General features: G+C 67.6%; 12 protein-coding genes and 5 tRNA genes. 14 read left to right on the top strand and 3 right to left on the bottom strand.

The genetic code is table 11. From position 1 onward, the window contains the following. Positions 1-30: 30 nt before the first annotated feature. The 11 genes from NKJ47_RS16570 (at position 31) to NKJ47_RS16520 (ending at position 11,048) form a co-directional block, all read left to right on the top strand. A tRNA-Lys gene (locus NKJ47_RS16570) sits at positions 31-106 on the top strand. 1,478 nt (positions 107-1,584) lie between these two features. Further along, positions 1,585-1,669 (top strand) — tRNA-Leu (locus NKJ47_RS16565). Between the two features lie 189 nt (positions 1,670-1,858). Beyond that, positions 1,859-3,154: a trigger factor gene (tig, locus tag NKJ47_RS16560; protein WP_254458902.1), complete on the top strand. Its 1,296-nt coding sequence runs from the start codon at positions 1,859-1,861 to the stop codon at positions 3,152-3,154. Between the two features lie 141 nt (positions 3,155-3,295). Then, positions 3,296-3,922 carry an ATP-dependent Clp endopeptidase proteolytic subunit ClpP gene (gene clpP / locus NKJ47_RS16555; RefSeq protein WP_017907831.1) on the top strand — a complete coding sequence of 209 codons (627 nt, stop codon included), beginning with the start codon at positions 3,296-3,298 and terminating at the stop codon, positions 3,920-3,922. 128 nt (positions 3,923-4,050) lie between these two features. Beyond that, positions 4,051-5,337 (top strand): ATP-dependent Clp protease ATP-binding subunit ClpX, encoded by a 1,287-nt coding sequence (clpX, locus tag NKJ47_RS16550; RefSeq protein WP_254458901.1) that lies wholly within the window; start codon positions 4,051-4,053, stop codon positions 5,335-5,337. Between the two features lie 178 nt (positions 5,338-5,515). Then, positions 5,516-7,984, top strand: coding sequence for an endopeptidase La (lon, locus tag NKJ47_RS16545; RefSeq protein ID WP_254458900.1), 2,469 nt, complete (start codon positions 5,516-5,518; stop codon positions 7,982-7,984). 141 nt (positions 7,985-8,125) lie between these two features. Beyond that, a complete protein-coding gene (locus NKJ47_RS16540; protein ID WP_223875699.1) occupies positions 8,126-8,488 on the top strand; it encodes an HU family DNA-binding protein in 363 nt (120 codons plus the stop codon). Between the two features lie 11 nt (positions 8,489-8,499). Next, positions 8,500-8,574, top strand: a tRNA-Val gene (locus NKJ47_RS16535). Between the two features lie 27 nt (positions 8,575-8,601). Next, positions 8,602-8,678, top strand: a tRNA-Asp gene (locus tag NKJ47_RS16530). Between the two features lie 117 nt (positions 8,679-8,795). Beyond that, positions 8,796-8,872: transfer RNA gene (locus tag NKJ47_RS16525), tRNA-Asp, on the top strand. Between the two features lie 187 nt (positions 8,873-9,059). After that, positions 9,060-11,048 carry a peptidylprolyl isomerase gene (locus NKJ47_RS16520; protein WP_254458899.1) on the top strand — a complete coding sequence of 663 codons (1,989 nt, stop codon included), beginning with the start codon at positions 9,060-9,062 and terminating at the stop codon, positions 11,046-11,048. Positions 11,049-11,490: 442 nt separating this feature from the next. Here NKJ47_RS16520 and NKJ47_RS16515 read toward each other — a convergent pair whose 3' ends face one another. Continuing rightward, the gene (locus tag NKJ47_RS16515; RefSeq protein WP_254458898.1) at positions 11,491-12,702 is read right to left on the bottom strand and encodes a lytic transglycosylase domain-containing protein; all 1,212 of its coding nucleotides are present in this window, start codon (positions 12,700-12,702) and stop codon (positions 11,491-11,493) included. Then, the gene (gloB, locus tag NKJ47_RS16510) at positions 12,699-13,466 is read right to left on the bottom strand and encodes a hydroxyacylglutathione hydrolase (protein ID WP_254458897.1); all 768 of its coding nucleotides are present in this window, start codon (positions 13,464-13,466) and stop codon (positions 12,699-12,701) included. The genes NKJ47_RS16515 and gloB overlap by 4 nt, the downstream gene beginning before the upstream one ends. A gap of 12 nt (positions 13,467-13,478) precedes the next feature. Here gloB and NKJ47_RS16505 point away from each other — a divergent pair, with 12 nt between their 5' ends. From NKJ47_RS16505 to dnaQ, 3 genes are read left to right on the top strand one after another with little or no spacing between them, the layout of a single operon-like run. Continuing rightward, complete coding sequence (locus NKJ47_RS16505) at positions 13,479-14,138, top strand: class I SAM-dependent methyltransferase (RefSeq protein WP_254458896.1); 660 nt, start codon at positions 13,479-13,481, stop codon at positions 14,136-14,138. 13 nt (positions 14,139-14,151) lie between these two features. Beyond that, positions 14,152-14,610: a ribonuclease HI gene (gene rnhA, locus NKJ47_RS16500; RefSeq protein WP_254458895.1), complete on the top strand. Its 459-nt coding sequence runs from the start codon at positions 14,152-14,154 to the stop codon at positions 14,608-14,610. A gap of 29 nt (positions 14,611-14,639) precedes the next feature. Further along, a complete protein-coding gene (dnaQ, locus tag NKJ47_RS16495; protein ID WP_254458894.1) occupies positions 14,640-15,380 on the top strand; it encodes a DNA polymerase III subunit epsilon in 741 nt (246 codons plus the stop codon). Positions 15,381-15,579: 199 nt separating this feature from the next. On the opposite strand, the gene NKJ47_RS16490 is transcribed toward dnaQ, so the two are convergent. Beyond that, on the bottom strand, positions 15,580-16,284 hold the full coding sequence (locus NKJ47_RS16490; protein ID WP_254458893.1) for a PP2C family protein-serine/threonine phosphatase: 705 nt from the start codon (positions 16,282-16,284) through the stop codon (positions 15,580-15,582). Positions 16,285-16,428 lie beyond the last annotated feature (144 nt).

The raw sequence follows: 16,428 nt of genomic DNA, 5'->3' as shown, positions 1-16,428 counted from the left end.
AAAGCACATAGAATGTGCGACTCAGTTTCAGGGCCGTTAGCTCAGTTGGTAGAGCAGTTGACTCTTAATCAATAGGTCCAAGGTTCGAATCCTTGACGGCCCACCAAATAAAACAGCCACTTAGCGCAAGCCAAGTGGCTGTTTTTCTATGCGTCCGGAAAATTCCCGGGAAAAATACGCCGGGAACGCACTACTTGCGTATGGGGGCGGCACAAGCGGCAGGTCGTGGGCGTACCGGTTCGTCGTCTCCAGGTTCGCGTGTCCCGGGGCGTCTTGCTTGTGGTCCCGGTTGCCGGGAGGGGGTGCGGTGATGCCGCGATGCTTTAGGCCGTGCAGGCCGAACCGCGTTTCGGCGTCGATAATCTTCTCCTTGAGCCATGGCGATCATGCGCCGCCAGGCACTATCGAGCGGATTTCCGCAGCGGCGTTTCGGACTGGCTGACAGTGGCCGGCGCCGTCGGGCTCGCGCTTCACCGGCAGCCTGTCTGCTTCCATGACTTGGCGTGCGGCAGCTGGTCAGTCACCCCAGAGCGCGCGCAGCTCGTCGTTCCAAGGCGTGATGTTGTTGCGCGACCTATTACGGCTCTTGCTGCGTACCCTTTTCTCGTGGGCATGGACGTCCGTCAGGTCTGTGACCTCAATTCGCGCAGTCGCAGGTTGTGCGTGAGCCTCGTCACGGCGCGCAGTAGGGTGTCACGGTGCAGGTGAGGTGCGCCTTCCGCCGGTAGTGCTTTCAGTGAACGCCAGCGCGGCAGTGAACTGGGCGGTCGATTATCGGTTGGTCCTCGTCAGTTGGTGCAAATTGTCTACCTGATGCTCCGTGCCGGATTGACCGTGAACCTAGTATCCGTATGTCGGTATAGCCGTCCCAACACAATGTTCATAGGGCTGAAAAATGGAATTTCCACGCTGCTTCAAGGCTGTCGCTTTCGCACTGGCCGTGGCTGCAGGGAGCATGGCTGCAACTGCAAACGCTGACCAAACTACGACTACGACGACCAGGGTTGTCGAGGCCACTTACCTCCCGGGGTCGAAGGAAGCCAGGCAAGTCCAGCAGTGGTTGCTGCTGCACTCCGATCCAACAGGGAGAATGTCCGGCGATCCCTATCACCTAGGAACGGTCACAGTGAAGTACACCGAGGTGATCTCTTCGAAGGCATCTCCTGCCGATGCTGTGGTCGCACCCCCGCCACCAACCCCGCTTCCTGCCTCCGGCGTTCCAGGCAGCACCTACACGGTTGGTACTTGTGGTGGTGGCGTAAGCCAGTCTTGGGCGTACATGTGGGTTCAGTCTGGCAACAGCGGGACTTGGGTCGTCACGGAATACCACTCCTACCGCACAAAGTCGTGTGGTAGCAGTGGCGCCTAGACCTCGCCGTCCGCTGAGCCGTCTCTCAGCCGCCCTGCGGGCGGTTTTTGAGGGGTGGTGGCGCGGGTATTACCGCCCTCCTGGGGGCCTGCACAGGCCCCCAAAGGCCATGCCAATGGGGGGGGAGGGGCTGACATGTCGGCTCCGGCAGGTGCCTTTTTCTTTGCCGGCCGGCCTGCAACAATGTGCCGGCGGGCGCCTTCCGGCGCCGCAGCGCGAAAGTGGCGGAATTGGTAGACGCCCTGGTTTTAGGTACCAGTGCCGCAAGGCGTAGGGGTTCGAGTCCCCTCTTTCGCACCATCCAGCCCCCTGCGGCCCTGGCGCCGACGGTGGGCTCGGCGTCGCCACGGCGGCCGCCCGACCCTGCGCTGGCAGGCGCCGCGGGAATAGGCGAAACTATCCGGCTGCGGCGGCTGTCCCGTGCCCGCGCCAACCCGTACTTTTCTACATCGTGCCGAGAGCCGTGGGCTCCCGGTGGCAGGAGTCCACATGCAAGCTTCGATCGAAACCACCGGTACCCTGGAACGGCGTCTGACCTTCACCCTGCCGGAGGATCGCCTGGAAACCCACGTCGGCGGCCGCCTGCGCGAAGTCGCGCGCACCGCGCGGATCAAGGGCTTCCGTCCGGGCAAGATTCCGGCCAAGGTGATCGAGCAGCGCTTCGGGCCGCAGATCCGCGCCGAGGCGCTGGACGGCCTGCTGCGCGAGACCTTCGACTCGGCCGTGCGCGAGCACGAACTGCGCCTGGCCGGCAACCCGCGCATCGACCGCGCCGGCGACAACGAACTGCAGTTCGTGGCCACCTTCGAAGTGGTGCCGGACTTCGGCGACATCGACGTGTCCACGCTGCAGGTGATCCGCCACACCGCCGAGGTCACCGACGCCGACATCGAGCAGATGATCGAGAACCTGCGCCTGCAGCGCCGCACCTGGCAGCCTGCCGCGCGTCCGGCGCAGGAAGGCGACCTGGTGACCCTGGAGACCTGGTCGCAGGTCGGCGACGAGCGTCTGCCGGCCGAGGGCGTGGAGAAGGGCAGCAGCGTGATCGGCTCGGGCGTCATGTTCCCGGCGATCGAGCAGGGCCTGGTCGGCCTGTCCAAGGACGAGGAGAAGACGCTGACGGTCGACTTCCCGGCCGACTGGCGCGTGCCGCAGTTCGCCGGCAAGCAGGTCCAGGTCCACGTGAAGGCGGTCGACGTGGCCGCGCCGGTGCTGCCGGAGGTGGACAAGGAGTTCATCAAGAGCTTCGGCGTGAAGAGCGGCGACGCCGAGCAGTTCCGCAAGGACATCCGCATCAACCTGGAGCGCGAGCTGAAGGGCGCGCTGATGAACCGCCTGCGCCGCGAGGTCGGCGAGCAGCTGATCGCCGCCTACGCGGGGGTGGAAATGCCGCCGCGCCTGGTCGAGAACGAGGCGCGTGCCATGCTGGCGCAGCAGGTCGAGCAACTGCGCCGGTCCGGCCGCGACCCGGGCCAGGTGCCGGACGACGCCCATCAGGGCTTCCTGGACGCCGCGCGCAAGCGCGTGCTGGTCGGCCTGCTGGTCGGTGAGGTCGCCCGCCGCAACGAGCTGCGCCTGGACCCGAAGCGGGTCTCGGAGACGCTGCGCCTGATCGCCTCGACCTACGAAGAGCCGGAGCAGGTCATTGAGATGTACCGCAACGATCCCCAATTGATGGGAGGACTGCAGAGCCGTGTGATGGAAGAGCAGGTGATCGACTGGATCGCCGAGCGCGCCCAGCACACCGAACAGGCGATGTCGTTCCAGGACGCGATCCGTCAATAAAACGACGCGTCGCCGCCTCGCGCATCCCGGCATGCGCGCGGCGGATCCGGTTCCACCTCCCCGCGGCGGCGGGGCGCAACACGATGCCAAGCCCTGTACATCCCCGTACAGGCACGACCCCGAGCAGCAGGAGATCACCGCGTGGACAATGTGACCAAGGCCTTGAATCTGGTTCCGATGGTGGTCGAGCAGACCAGCCGCGGCGAGCGCGCCTACGACATCTATTCGCGCCTGTTGAAGGAGCGCCTGATCTTCCTGGTGGGCCCGATCGACGACCACATGGCCAATGTGATTGTGGCCCAGCTGCTGTTCCTGGAAGCGGACAATCCGGAAAAGGACATCAGCATCTACATCAATTCGCCGGGCGGCGTGGTCACCGCCGGCATGGCGATCTACGACACCATGCAGTACATCAAGCCGGACGTGAGCACCATCTGCGTCGGCCAGGCCGCCTCGATGGGCGCGCTGCTGCTGGCATCGGGCGCGGCCGGCAAGCGCTATGCGCTGCCGAACTCGCGGGTGATGATCCACCAGCCGCTGGGCGGCTTCCAGGGCCAGGCCACCGATATCGACATCCACGCCCGCGAGATCCTGACCCTGCGTGCGCGGCTGAACGAGATCCTGGCCAAGCACACCGGCCAGTCGCTGGAAACCATCGCCCGCGACACCGAGCGCGACAACTTCAAGAGCGCCGTCGACGCGCAGGCCTACGGCCTGGTCGACCAGGTGCTGGAGCGTCGCCCGGACGAGTCCATCCAGCCGGCATAAGGCTTGCATGTACTGCAAAACGCAGCGTATTCCGCAGGGCCGGGGTCGGGCTAGCGTCCTCCCGGCCCTGTGCTATTCTCGAAATCGAACCCCCGTTCATCGGGTGGGGTAACTGGGTAAGCGAAGCAATGAGCGAAGACCGGCAAGGCCGTTCCGGCGACAGCAACAAGATCCTGTACTGCTCGTTCTGCGGCAAGAGTCAACACGAGGTCCGTAAGCTGATCGCCGGGCCCAGCGTGTTCATCTGCGACGAATGCGTCGAGTTGTGCAACGACATCATCCGCGAGGAGCTTGAGGAGAAGGCGCAGTCGGCACGCAGCAGCCTGCCCAAGCCGCGCGAGATCCTGGAAGTGCTCGACCAGTACGTGATCGGCCAGCAGCGCGCCAAGCGCACGCTCGCCGTGGCCGTGTACAACCACTACAAGCGCATCGAGAGCCGGCAGAAGAACGACGAGGTCGAACTGGCCAAGTCCAACATCCTGCTGGTCGGTCCGACCGGTTCGGGCAAGACGCTGCTGGCCGAGACGCTGGCGCGCCTGCTCAACGTGCCGTTCACCATCGCTGACGCGACCACGCTGACCGAAGCCGGCTACGTCGGCGAGGACGTGGAAAACATCATCCAGAAGCTGCTGCAGAAGTGCGACTACGACGTCGACAAGGCGCAGCAGGGCATCGTCTATATCGACGAGATCGACAAGATCTCGCGCAAGAGCGAGAACCCGTCGATCACCCGCGACGTGTCCGGCGAAGGCGTGCAGCAGGCGCTGCTGAAGCTGATCGAAGGCACGGTCGCCTCGGTGCCGCCGCAGGGCGGACGCAAGCATCCGCAGCAGGAATTCCTGCAGGTGGACACCAAGAACATCCTGTTCATCTGCGGCGGCGCGTTCGCCGGCCTGGACAAGGTGATCCAGCAGCGCTCCAACGATGCCGGCGGCATCGGCTTCGGCGCCAAGGTCAAGAGCGCCGAGCGCAAGCGCGAGGTGGGCAAGATCCTGGCCGAGGTGGAGCCGGAAGACCTGATCAAGTTCGGCCTGATCCCCGAGTTCGTCGGCCGCCTGCCGGTGGTCGCCACGCTCGAGGAGCTGGACGAGCCGGCGCTGATCAAGATCCTCACCGAGCCCAAGAACGCCATCACCAAGCAGTTCAAGAAGCTGTTCGAGATGGAAGGCGTGGAGCTGGAGTTCCGCCAGGACGCGCTGCTGGCCATCGCCAAGAAGGCGCTCAAGCGCAAGACCGGCGCGCGTGGCCTGCGCACCATCGTCGAGTCGGTGCTGCTGGACACGATGTACGAGCTGCCGTCGCAGGAGAACGTCAGCAAGGTGGTGGTGGACGAGTCGGTGATCGAGCACAAGTCCGAGCCGTACCTGATCTACCAGACCCCGCCGGCGCCGCCCAAGGTCGCCTCCGCGGAGTGACCCCGGGCCGGCGGTGCGCGGCGCCCCTGTCGCGCGCCCCGTGCCTGCAGGTAAGTCGCTGAAACATAAAGGGGTTCTGCGCTCCCCTTGCATCGTCCAGCCGATGGCCCCATAACGGGGCCATCGGCGTTTTTATGGCCGCCCGCACTGCGTTCCCGCCTCCCAAATCGGAATCCTCATGGCCCAGTCCCAATCCGAAGTCCTCGACCTGCCGGTCCTGCCGTTGCGCGACGTCGTGGTCTTCCCGCACATGGTCATCCCGCTGTTCGTCGGTCGCGACAAATCCATGCGCGCGCTCGAGCACGCGATGGAGGCCGACAAGCGCATCCTCCTGGTCGCGCAGAAATCCGCCGAGACCGACGACCCGGCGGCGGCCGACCTCTACACCGTCGGCACGCTGGCGCAGGTGCTGCAACTGCTGAAACTGCCCGACGGCACCATCAAGGTGCTGGTCGAGGGCCTGTCGCGGGTCAGCGTCGACAAGGTCGCCGAGCGCGACGGCGCGCTGCAGGGCGAGGGTCGCGAGATCGACGCCGCCGAATCGCGCGAGGAGCGCGAGGTGGAGGCGATCGCGCGCTCGCTGATGTCGCTGTTCGAGCAGTACGTCAAGACCAACCGCAAGCTGCCGCCGGAACTGCTGCAGACCCTGTCCGGCATCGACGAGCCCGGCCGCCTGGCCGACACCATCGCCGCGCACATCGGCGTGCGCCTGGCCGACAAGCAGCGCCTGCTGGAAACCCTGGAAGTGGGCGAGCGCCTGGAGACGCTGGTCGGCCTGGTCGACGGCGAGATCGACGTGCAGCAGTTGGAGAAGCGCATCCGCGGCCGGGTCAAGTCGCAGATGGAGAAGAGCCAGCGCGAGTACTACCTCAACGAGCAGATGAAGGCGATCCAGAAGGAGCTGGGCGACCTCGACGACGCGCCGGGCGAGCTGGAGGAACTGGCGCGCAAGATCGCCGAGGCCGGCATGCCCAAGCCGGTGGAGACCAAGGCCAAGGCCGAACTCAACAAGCTCAAGCAGATGTCGCCGATGTCGGCCGAGGCGGCGGTGGTGCGCAACTACCTCGATTGGTTGCTGGGCGTGCCGTGGAAGAAGCGTAGCAAGGTGCGCAAGGACCTGAAGGTCGCGCAGGAAACCCTGGACGCCGATCACTACGGCCTGGAGAAGGTCAAGGACCGCATCCTCGAGTACCTGGCGGTGCAGTCGCGGGTGAAGCAGATGAAGGGGCCGATCCTGTGCCTGGTCGGGCCGCCGGGTGTGGGCAAGACCTCGCTGGGCCAGTCCATCGCCAAGGCGACCAACCGCAAGTTCGTGCGCATGTCGCTGGGCGGCGTGCGCGACGAGGCGGAGATCCGTGGCCATCGCCGGACCTACGTCGGTTCGATGCCCGGGCGCATCGTGCAGAACCTCAACAAGGTCGGCAGCAAGAACCCGCTGTTCGTGCTCGACGAGATCGACAAGATGTCGATGGACTTCCGTGGCGATCCGTCCTCGGCCTTGCTGGAAGTGCTCGACCCCGAGCAGAACAACGCCTTCAACGACCACTACCTGGAAGTGGACCTGGACTTGTCCGAAGTGATGTTCGTGGCGACCTCCAATTCGCTGAACATTCCCGGCCCGCTGCTGGACCGCATGGAAGTGATCCGCATCCCCGGCTACACCGAGGACGAGAAGCTCAACATCGCCACCCGCTACCTGCTGCCCAAGCAGCTCAAGGCCAATGGCCTGAAGCAGGACGAGCTGGAAATCACCGCCGATGCGATCCGCGACATCGTGCGCTACTACACGCGCGAATCCGGCGTGCGCAACCTCGAGCGCGAAGTCGCCAAGATCTGCCGCAAGGTGGTCAAGGAAATCGCGCTGGCCGGTCCGCAGCCGCCGGCGCCGGCGAAGAAGGCCGCGGCGAAGAAGAGCGCCGCGCGCAAGGACAAGGCGCGGGTCAGCGTCGGCTCGAAGAACCTGGACAAGTACCTGGGCGTGCGCCGCTACGACTTCGGTCGTGCCGAGGAGCAGAACGAGATCGGCCTGGTGACCGGCCTGGCCTGGACCGAGGTCGGCGGCGATCTGCTGCAGATCGAATCGACCCTGGTCCCGGGCAAGGGCGCGGTGATCCTGACCGGCCAGCTCGGCGACGTGATGAAGGAGTCCGCGTCGGCGGCGCTGTCGGTGGTGCGTTCGCGCGCCGAGCGGCTCGGCATCGAGGCGGACTTCCTGCAGAAGCACGACGTGCATTTGCACGTGCCCGATGGCGCCACGCCGAAGGACGGCCCCAGCGCCGGCATCGCGATGGTGACCTCGCTGGTGTCGATGCTGACCAAGGTGCCGGTGAAGGCGGACGTGGCGATGACCGGCGAAATCACCCTGCGCGGCCGCGTCTCGGCGATCGGCGGGCTCAAGGAGAAGCTGCTGGCCGCGCTGCGCGGCGGCATCCGCACCGTGCTGATCCCCGAGGAGAACCGCAAGGACCTGGCCGACATCCCGGACAACGTCACCCGCGACCTGAAGATCGTGCCGGTGAAGTGGATCGACGAAGTGCTGGATCTGGCACTGGAGCGTCCGCTCGCGCCCAAGCCCGCCGCCGACGCCGAACAGGCACCGTCGCGGCGCAAGCAGAAAGCATCCTCGAACGCGCGCGTCAAGCACTGACGCGCGCTGAACCGCACCCGCGCAAACGGCTCAAACCCGCGCCGTTGTTGGCTTTTCGGCTTGCGCGGGTATGGGCCCGCTGGTATAAATGCAGCGCTTGCGAGCACCGCGAACGGGCGTGCTTGGTAGAGTGCAAAACATATCCATCGGGGTCTCGCTCAAGCGAGGCAGGCCACGCCGACACCCGATCCTCAATCCGCGGTCTTCTGCCGCACATGGAGTCATCAAGAAATGAATAAAGCCGAACTGAACGACGCGATCGCCGCTGCCGCCGATATCTCCAAGGCCGAAGCCGGTCGTGCCATCGACGCCTTCGTGTCGGAAGTGACCAAGGCCCTGAAGAAGGGCGACAGCGTCACGCTCGTGGGCTTCGGCACCTTCCAGGTGCGCGACCGTGCCGAGCGCACCGGCCGCAACCCGAAGACCGGCGACTCCATCAAGATCGCCGCGTCGAAGAATCCGACGTTCAAGGCTGGTAAAGCGCTGAAGGATGCCGTAAACTAATCGACTCGCTAGGGTGCTTAGCTCAGCGGTAGAGCGTCTCCTTTACACGGAGAGGGTCGGGGGTTCGAAACCCTCAGCACCCACCAGAGCACCGAGCGACAGGTTTCAAAAGCGGAGTGGTAGTTCAGTCGGTTAGAATGCTGGCCTGTCACGCCGGAGGTCGCGGGTTCGAGTCCCGTCCACTCCGCCAGTTGTACCGAAGCCCCCGAGCGATCGGGGGTTTCGTTTCTCGCAGTCGCCGCCGCGCTATCGCGTCGGAATGGCGGCTCCGGGAAAGCGGGCCTCGCGCCCGCCTCCGTTCAAACGCGGAGTGGTAGTTCAGTCGGTTAGAATGCTGGCCTGTCACGCCGGAGGTCGCGGGTTCGAGTCCCGTCCACTCCGCCATTTGCACGCGAAACCCCCGAGCGATCGGGGGTTTCTTTTTTTCCGCTTTTCCCCGTTTTCGCCCCTGTTCTTGCCGCCGATGCGCCGCCGCGGCGCATGCGCGGCGCGGGCCGCGGGGCCGCCGGTTCTGCCGCAGGCCGTGAAGCGGGTTAAACTGCGCGGCTCGCCAATAGGCCGTCGGTTCCCAATGCTGCAGAAACTTCGCGAAAAGACCTCGGGCTGGATCGCCACCGCGATCATCGGCTTGTTGATGATTCCGTTCCTGTTCGTCATCGACAACAGCTACCTCGGTGGCGTCGGTGCCAACAATGTCGCCAAGGTGCAGGCGCCGCCGTCGTGGTGGTCCTCGGCGCCTTCGTGGTGGCCGGTGTCGCTGCTGTGGCAGCACCACGAAGTGAGCACGGAACAGTTCCGTACCCGCTTCGAGCAGGCGCGCATCCAGGCGCGCGAGCAGCAGGGCGAGGATTTCGATCCGCGCGCCTTCGAAAGCATCGACAACAAGCGCAAGGTGCTCGATCAGCTGATCGACGAGCAGGTGGTGAAGCTGTCGGCCGAACGCGCCGGCGTGGTCATCGGCGATGCCGCGGTGCGCGATTACATCAGCACCATTCCGGCCTTCCAGAACGACGGCAAGTTCGATCCGGAGCGTTACCGCCTGGCCCTGGCCTCGGGCACGCCGCCGCGCACGCCGACCATGTTCCAGCAGCTGGTGCGCGATGCGCTGCAGCAGTCGGTGATTCCGACCGGCCTGGCCGAATCGGCGTTCGCCACCAAGCAGGAAACCGACCGCCTGCTGAAGATGCTCGGCGAGACCCGCGACGTGGAGATGGTGCTGTTGCCGGAAGTGCCGGCCGACACCGCGCCGGTCAGCGACGCGCAGGTGCAGCAGTGGTACGACACGCACAAGTCCGACTTCAAGCAGCCGGAAACGGTGACGATCGAGTACGTCGACCTCAACGCGGCCAACCTGCCGCCAGCCAAGCCGGCTGACGAGGCCACGCTGCGCAAGCGCTACGACGACGAGAAGGCGCGCTTCGTCGAGCCCGACCAACGGTTGGCCTCGCACATCCTGATCAGCGCCGGCAAGGACGCCGCTTCGCAGAAGGCGGCCGAGGCCAAGGCGGCCAAGCTGGCGGCCGAAGCCAAGCAGCCCGGCGCCGATTTCGCCGCGCTGGCCCGCGCCAACTCCGACGATCCCGGCTCCAAGAACGCCGGCGGCGATCTGGGTTGGGTGGAGAAGGGCGTGATGGTGAAGCCGTTCGAGGACGCGCTGTTCGCGATGAAGCCCGGCGAGATCGTCGGGCCGGTGAAGAGCGAATTCGGTTACCACGTGATCCAGCTGCGCCAGGTCAAGGGTGGCGAGGGCAAGTCGTTCGAGCAGGTCCGCGATCAGCTCGCCAGCGAGCAACTGAAGGCCGACAACGAGAAGGCCTTCAGCGAACTGAGCGGCAAGCTGGTGGACCTGGTCTACAAGAACCCGACCGCGCTGGCCTCGGCGGCGAAGGAAGTGGGGCTGCCGGTGCAGACGCTGGGGCCGTTCTCGCGCGCCACCGCCAGCGGCATCGCCGCGCAGCCGGCGGTGCTGCGCGCCGCCTTCTCCGACACCCTGGTGCAGGACGGCACGGTCAGCGACCCGATCAACCTGGGGCCGAACCACAGCGTGCTGATCCGCGTGACCCAGCACCAGCCGGAGCAGATCCAGCCGCTGGCCAAGGTGCACGAGCAAGTGGTGGCCGCGGTGCACGCCGACCGTACCGCCAAGGCCGCTGCGGCCAAGGCCGACGCGCTGCTGGCGCGCCTGCGCAAGGGCGAGACCCTGCAGGCCCTGGCCGCGCAGGAGAAGCTGCAGATCAACCCGATGCCGGGGTTGCCGCGCAACGTGCCGATGCCGAGCGCGCAGGCCAGCCAGGCGATCTTCAGCGCGCCGCAGCCGGTCGACGGCAAGCCGTCGGTAGGCAAGGTCGAGCTGCCTGCGGCGCCGGGCACGGTGGGCAAGCGCTATGCGCTGTTCGCGGTCACCAAGGTGACGCCGGGCGACCTGAGCAAGGTGCCGGCCGAGCAGCGGACCATGTTCGAGCAGCAGCTGGCGCGGATCTATGGCGACGCCGATGCCAAGGCCTACGTCGATGCGATGCGCAAGCTTTACAAGATCAGCGTGCAGGAATCGCAGCTGTAACGGCGGCGCGTCCGCGCAGCGTCAAGCAACAGGCCCGGCATTGCCGGGCCTGTTGCGTTTCCGGAACCAGGAACATGTGCGCGCCGCTGCGGGCGTGATGCCTGCGGCGGCGGCACGCCTGCGCGTGAGGTGCGACGTCCGGAGCAGGGGGGGAGCGTGCTGGCCGACAGGAAGCAGCGCCGTGCGCCGGCGCGGGCAGCCGGCGTGTGCGTGCTCATGCAGCGTGCGCCCATACGCCCGCGGTCGCGCGTCGCTGCAGACGTGGTGCCTGTAGCGGCGGCGTGCGCGTGGTGCATGGAGCAGGACAAGAGCGTGCTGGCCGGCGGAGGGCAGCGCCGGCGATGGACACGGGCAGCCGGCATGTGTGCGCTCGCGCAGCGCGCGGCCGCACGACCCGTTGTCTTCGACCATGGATCACGCATTCCCGCCGTGGCGGGATGCGTCAGTCCTCGTAGCTCAGCACCATGCCGGGGCGCAGCACGCTGCGCGCGGACAGGCCGTTCTTCATCAACAGTGCCTGCACGGTGATGCCGTAGCGCTTGGCGATGTTCCAGGCGGTGTCGCCGTCGCGCACGGTGTGCGTGTGGCGGGAGCGGGCGCCGGTGCGCACGCTGCGGCTCGGTGCGGGGCTGTCGTCGGTGCTGGCCACGGTGGCGACGACCGGGGCGTCGTCCTGCACCGGCGGCGCGCTGTCCTGGGCCAGCACGGGGCCCCCCGCGCCGCGCGGCGCCAGCACCGGCAGCGCGCGCTTGGCGCTACGGCCACTGCCCAGCGCCGGATTCAGTCGCGCGAGCTCATTGCCCTGCAGCGCCTGGCGCCGTGCCCAGTCGTCCAGCGCCATCCCGGCGGGCAGGGTCTGCGCCTGCAGGATCGGCACGTCGCGGTCCAGCGAGGCCATCCATTCGTCGCGGGTCTGCGCCTGTTCCAGCACGCAGGCCAGCGCATGCAGCTTCTCGACGTAGGCGTAGGTGACCGAGGACAGCCCGGGCAGCTTGTCCGGCTGCGCGTTCTGCGCATTCATGCCGGCGCGGCGCATGGACTGCAGCACACGGTACTCGCCGGCGTTGTAGGCCATGATCGCCAGGCGCCAGTCGCCGCCGAACATGCCGTGCAGGGTCTTGAGGTAGCGTACCGCGGCGCGGGTGGAGTCCACCGCGGACAGGCGGCCGTCGTAGCCGTTCTCCAGCGGGACATCGTGGTTGCGCGCGGTGCCGGGGATGAATTGCCACAGGCCGGCCGGGCCGCCGCTGTTGCGCGCGGCCGGGCGGTAGCCGCTCTCCACGAACGGGATCAGCGCGAACTCGGTCGGCAGGTTGGCCGCGCGCAACTCGTCGACCACGTAGCCGAACAGCGGCAGCACGTCTTCGTCCTCGTCGGCCAGGCGCGACGGCGCGCGCGAGAACTGCTGCTGCCAGCGCGCATCGGTGGCGCCGGCATCGCAGCGCGCATCCGCCAGGCCCTCGCGGAAGCGGGCAAGGATGTCGTGGCCGTTACGCGTGGTCGGCGGCGGCAGCGCCGCCGCATCGGTCGGCAGGCCGTTGAGGCCGGCCACGGTCTGTTCCAGTGCCGCCGCGAGCGGGGTCGCGGCCGCCGCGGGGGGCGCCGCCGACGCCATCGCCAGCGTCAGCGCCGCCGTCAACGCCAGCGCCCTCATGCGCGGAAATCGTCTTTCCAGCGCCTCAGTTCGGCGAAGACTTCCACCTCGTCGGACACCCCCCGGCCGAGCCGGGCGCCGATCGCCTGCTGGATCGCCGCCGAGGCGGTGCGCAGGAACGGGTTGGTCGCCAGTTCGCTGGCGAGTGTGACGGGAACGGTGGGACGGGCAGCATGACGCATGGCCTGGGCTTCCTGATGGCGCTGCCGCAGGGCAGCGTTGGTGGGATCGACCGTGACGGCGAATGCCGCATTGGCCAAGGTGTATTCGTGTCCGCAGCACACCAGCGTCTGCCCCGGGAGGGCGGACAGGCGCTGCAGCGAACCCAACATCTGGGAGGGCGTACCTTCGAACATGCGCCCACAGCCCAGGCTGAACAGCGTATCCCCGCTGAACAGATGACCGTGGCCGACATAGGCCAGGTGCGAGCGGGTATGGCCGGGCACGGCCAGGGTATCGAACTGCCAGTCCAGCACCTTCACGACATCGCCGTCGCCGATCCGGTCGCACGCGAATCCGGCGATCCGCGGGTCGTCCGGCGCGTACACCGGCAGGTCGGGCCAGCGCTCGCGCAGCGCGGCGACGCCGCCGATATGGTCGTCGTGATGGTGGGTGAGCAGGATGGCGGCCGGCTGCAGGCCTTGCGCCGCCGCTTGCAGCACCGGCTCGGTCTGGCCGGGGTCGACCAGCAGCGCACGCCCGCCGTCCGTGGCGATCGCCCAGATGTAGTTATCCTGGAATGCGGGCAGGGCGATCAGTCGCATAGAATTGGCACCATGCCTGCCGTGTCGCTCCCTCGTCAAGCCAACGTCTCATCCTGGTTTGATACAGCCGGGGCGCAGGCGCTGCTCCAGGCCGAGCAGCCGTTGATCCTCGACGCCCTGCTCAAGCGTCCCGCGCAGCCCTGGCTGTGGCTGGCGCCGGTGCCGCTACCGCCGCCGGGACGCGAGCTGCCGGGGCGGGGCGTGCGTCTGCACCGCAGCGCCCGTGGCTATGCCGGCGACCTGGTGTGCACGCTGCCGCTGCCGCTGCCCTCCGAGAGCGTCAATGCCATCGTCCTGCAGCACGTGCTGGCCGCCGATGCGGCGATGCTGCTGGAGGAATGCGAGCGCATCCTGATGCCGGGCGGGCGCCTGTGGCTGTTCGCGCTCAATGCGATGAGCCCGTATCGGCTGCGCTGGCGCCGGCAGGGCCTGGTGGCGCGTCCGCCGGGCAGCTGGCGCGGCCTGCTGGAGCAGGTCGGCCTGCCGTGCATCGAGCAACTGCGCTATCTCGGGCCGGTGTGGCCGACCCGTGGCGGCGTCGGCCCGGCCAGCTCCACCGCACCGCTGCGCGCGGTGTGCCTGCTGCAGGCGGAAAAACGTACCGCTGCCGACATCGGCCCCATTCCGTTGCGCGCGCCGGTCCGCTGGCGCGGCTCGGTCGCTTCCATCTGATTCGCGGAGTTTCATGAAGACTGTCGATATCCATACCGATGGCGCCTGCCTCGGCAACCCCGGCCCCGGCGGCTGGGCCGCGCTGCTGCGCTACAAGGGACTGGAGCGCGAGGTGGCCGGCGCCGAGGCGCACACCACCAACAACCGCATGGAGCTGATGGCCGCGATCATGGCCCTGGAGACGCTCACCGAGCCGTGCCAGATCGTGCTGCACACCGATTCGCAGTACGTGCGCCAGGGCATCACCGAATGGATGCCCGGCTGGGTGCGGCGGCAGTGGAAGACCGCCGGCGGCGATCCGGTCAAGAACCGCGACCTGTGGGAACGGCTGCATGCCGCGGCGCAGCGGCATACGATCGACTGGCGCTGGGTCAAGGGCCACAACGGCGACCCGGACAACGAGCGGGTCGACCAGCTGGCGCGCAACCAGGCCCTGCACGTGCGCGCCGGCGGCGCCGCGGTCGCGTCCTGATGTCGTCTTCCTTTTCCGCTGCGAGTCCCATGCGCCAGATCATCCTCGATACCGAAACCACCGGCCTGGAATGGAAGAAGGGCAACCGCGTCGTCGAAATCGGCGCGGTGGAGCTGCTCGAACGCCGCCCCAGCGGGCGCAACTTCCACCGCTACCTGCGCCCGGACTGCGATTTCGAGCCCGGCGCGCAGGAAGTCACCGGCCTGACCCTGGAGTTCCTCGCCGACAAGCCGGAGTTCCACGAGGTCGTCGACGAATTCCTGGAGTTCATCGACGGCGCCGAGTTGATCATCCACAACGCCTCGTTCGACCTGGGCTTCCTGGACTACGAGCTGTCGCGGCTGGGCGAGTCCTACGGCCGCATCCTCGACCGCGCCACGGTGATCGACACCCTGCTGCTGGCGCGCGAGCGCTTCCCCGGCCAGCGCAATTCGCTGGACGCGCTGTGCAAGCGGCTGGGCGTGGACAATTCGCACCGGCAACTGCACGGCGCGTTGCTCGATGCGCAGATCCTCAGCGACGTGTACATCGCGCTGACCTCCGGCCAGGAGGAGATCGGCTTCGCCCTGGCCGAGGACGGCGCCGGGCATGCGGCGGCGCAGGGGCCGGCATTCGACATGACGATGCTGCTGCCGCGGCCGCGGGTCGTGGCGACCGCATCGGAGCTGGAGGCGCACCAGGCGCGGCTGGAAAAGCTGCGCAAGAAGGCCGGCCGCGCGCTGTGGGATGACGTCGAACCGGTCGTGGCGGAAGCGGTGGCCGCCGGCTGAAGGGCACCTCCAATAACGGCGCGACGGATGGCGTAGGAGCGGCTTCAGCCGCGAAGGGGACGTTCCCCGTAAGGCCCCGTCGCGGCTGAAGCCGCTCCCACAGGGCAACCTGGAGCCGGCTCGCGTGTGGCGAAACCGCTGATTCGAGGCGCCCTGAAGTCGTTTGCGCGGCCGCGGGCGGCGGCCCCGCCGCACCGCCCTAGTGGCAGCGCACCAGGATCGCGGTGATGTTGTCCGAGCCGCCCTCGTCGAGCGCGGCGGCGACCAGCATGTCCACGCACTCCTGCGCGCTGCAGTCGTCGTGGCTCAGCGCGTTGGCCAGGCCGGCGTCGTCCACTTCCTCGGTCAGCCCGTCGCTGCACAGCAGCAGGCGCATGCCCGGGCGCAGCTCGCCGGTCATCGTGGCCACGTTCAGATGCTGCGGATCGGTGACGCCCAATGCCTGGGTGACCACGTTGCGGTGCGGATGCGCGCGCGCCTGCTCGGCGGTGAGCGCGCCCTGCGCGATCAGTTCCTGCACGTAGCTGTGGTCCTGGCTGAGCTGGGCCAGCTTGCCGTCGCGCCACAGGTAGGCGCGGCTGTCGCCGACCCAGGCTACCTCGAAGCGGTTGCCCTGCACCCGCGCGGCCACCACCGTGGTGCCCATCGGCAGGGTGTCGTTGCGGCGCTGCGAGGCGCGGATGATCTCCTCGTCGGCGATGCGGATGGCCTGCGCCAGCGCGGTGCCGCCGCGCACTTCGCGCACGATGGCCTCGCGCGCCAGGGCGCTGGCGACTTCGCCGCAGGCGTGGCCGCCCATGCCGTCGGCGACCAGCCACAGCCCCAGCTCGTGGTCGCCGTAGTAGGTGTCCTCGTTGAGGTCGCGGCGCAGGCCGACGTGGGTGAGGTGTCCGAATTCGATCATTGCGCGCCTGCGGCCGGCCGGTGTCTTTCTGGGGTCGAAGGGCATCATCGCGGTCGCGCGCGGATCAGGCAATCGCCAGCCGCGGCGCGGCGCAGGCGGGGTTCATCGCCCAGCGCTGCCGGGCGCGCGCGGGGGCGCCGGCGG

Origin of the sequence: Xanthomonas sacchari (assembly GCF_024266585.1) — a bacterium.
Taxonomy (GTDB): Bacteria; Pseudomonadota; Gammaproteobacteria; order Xanthomonadales; family Xanthomonadaceae; genus Xanthomonas_A; species Xanthomonas_A sacchari_C.
Note: the sequence above shows the minus strand (reverse complement) of the source record. Positions and strands in the feature narration are given on the sequence as shown.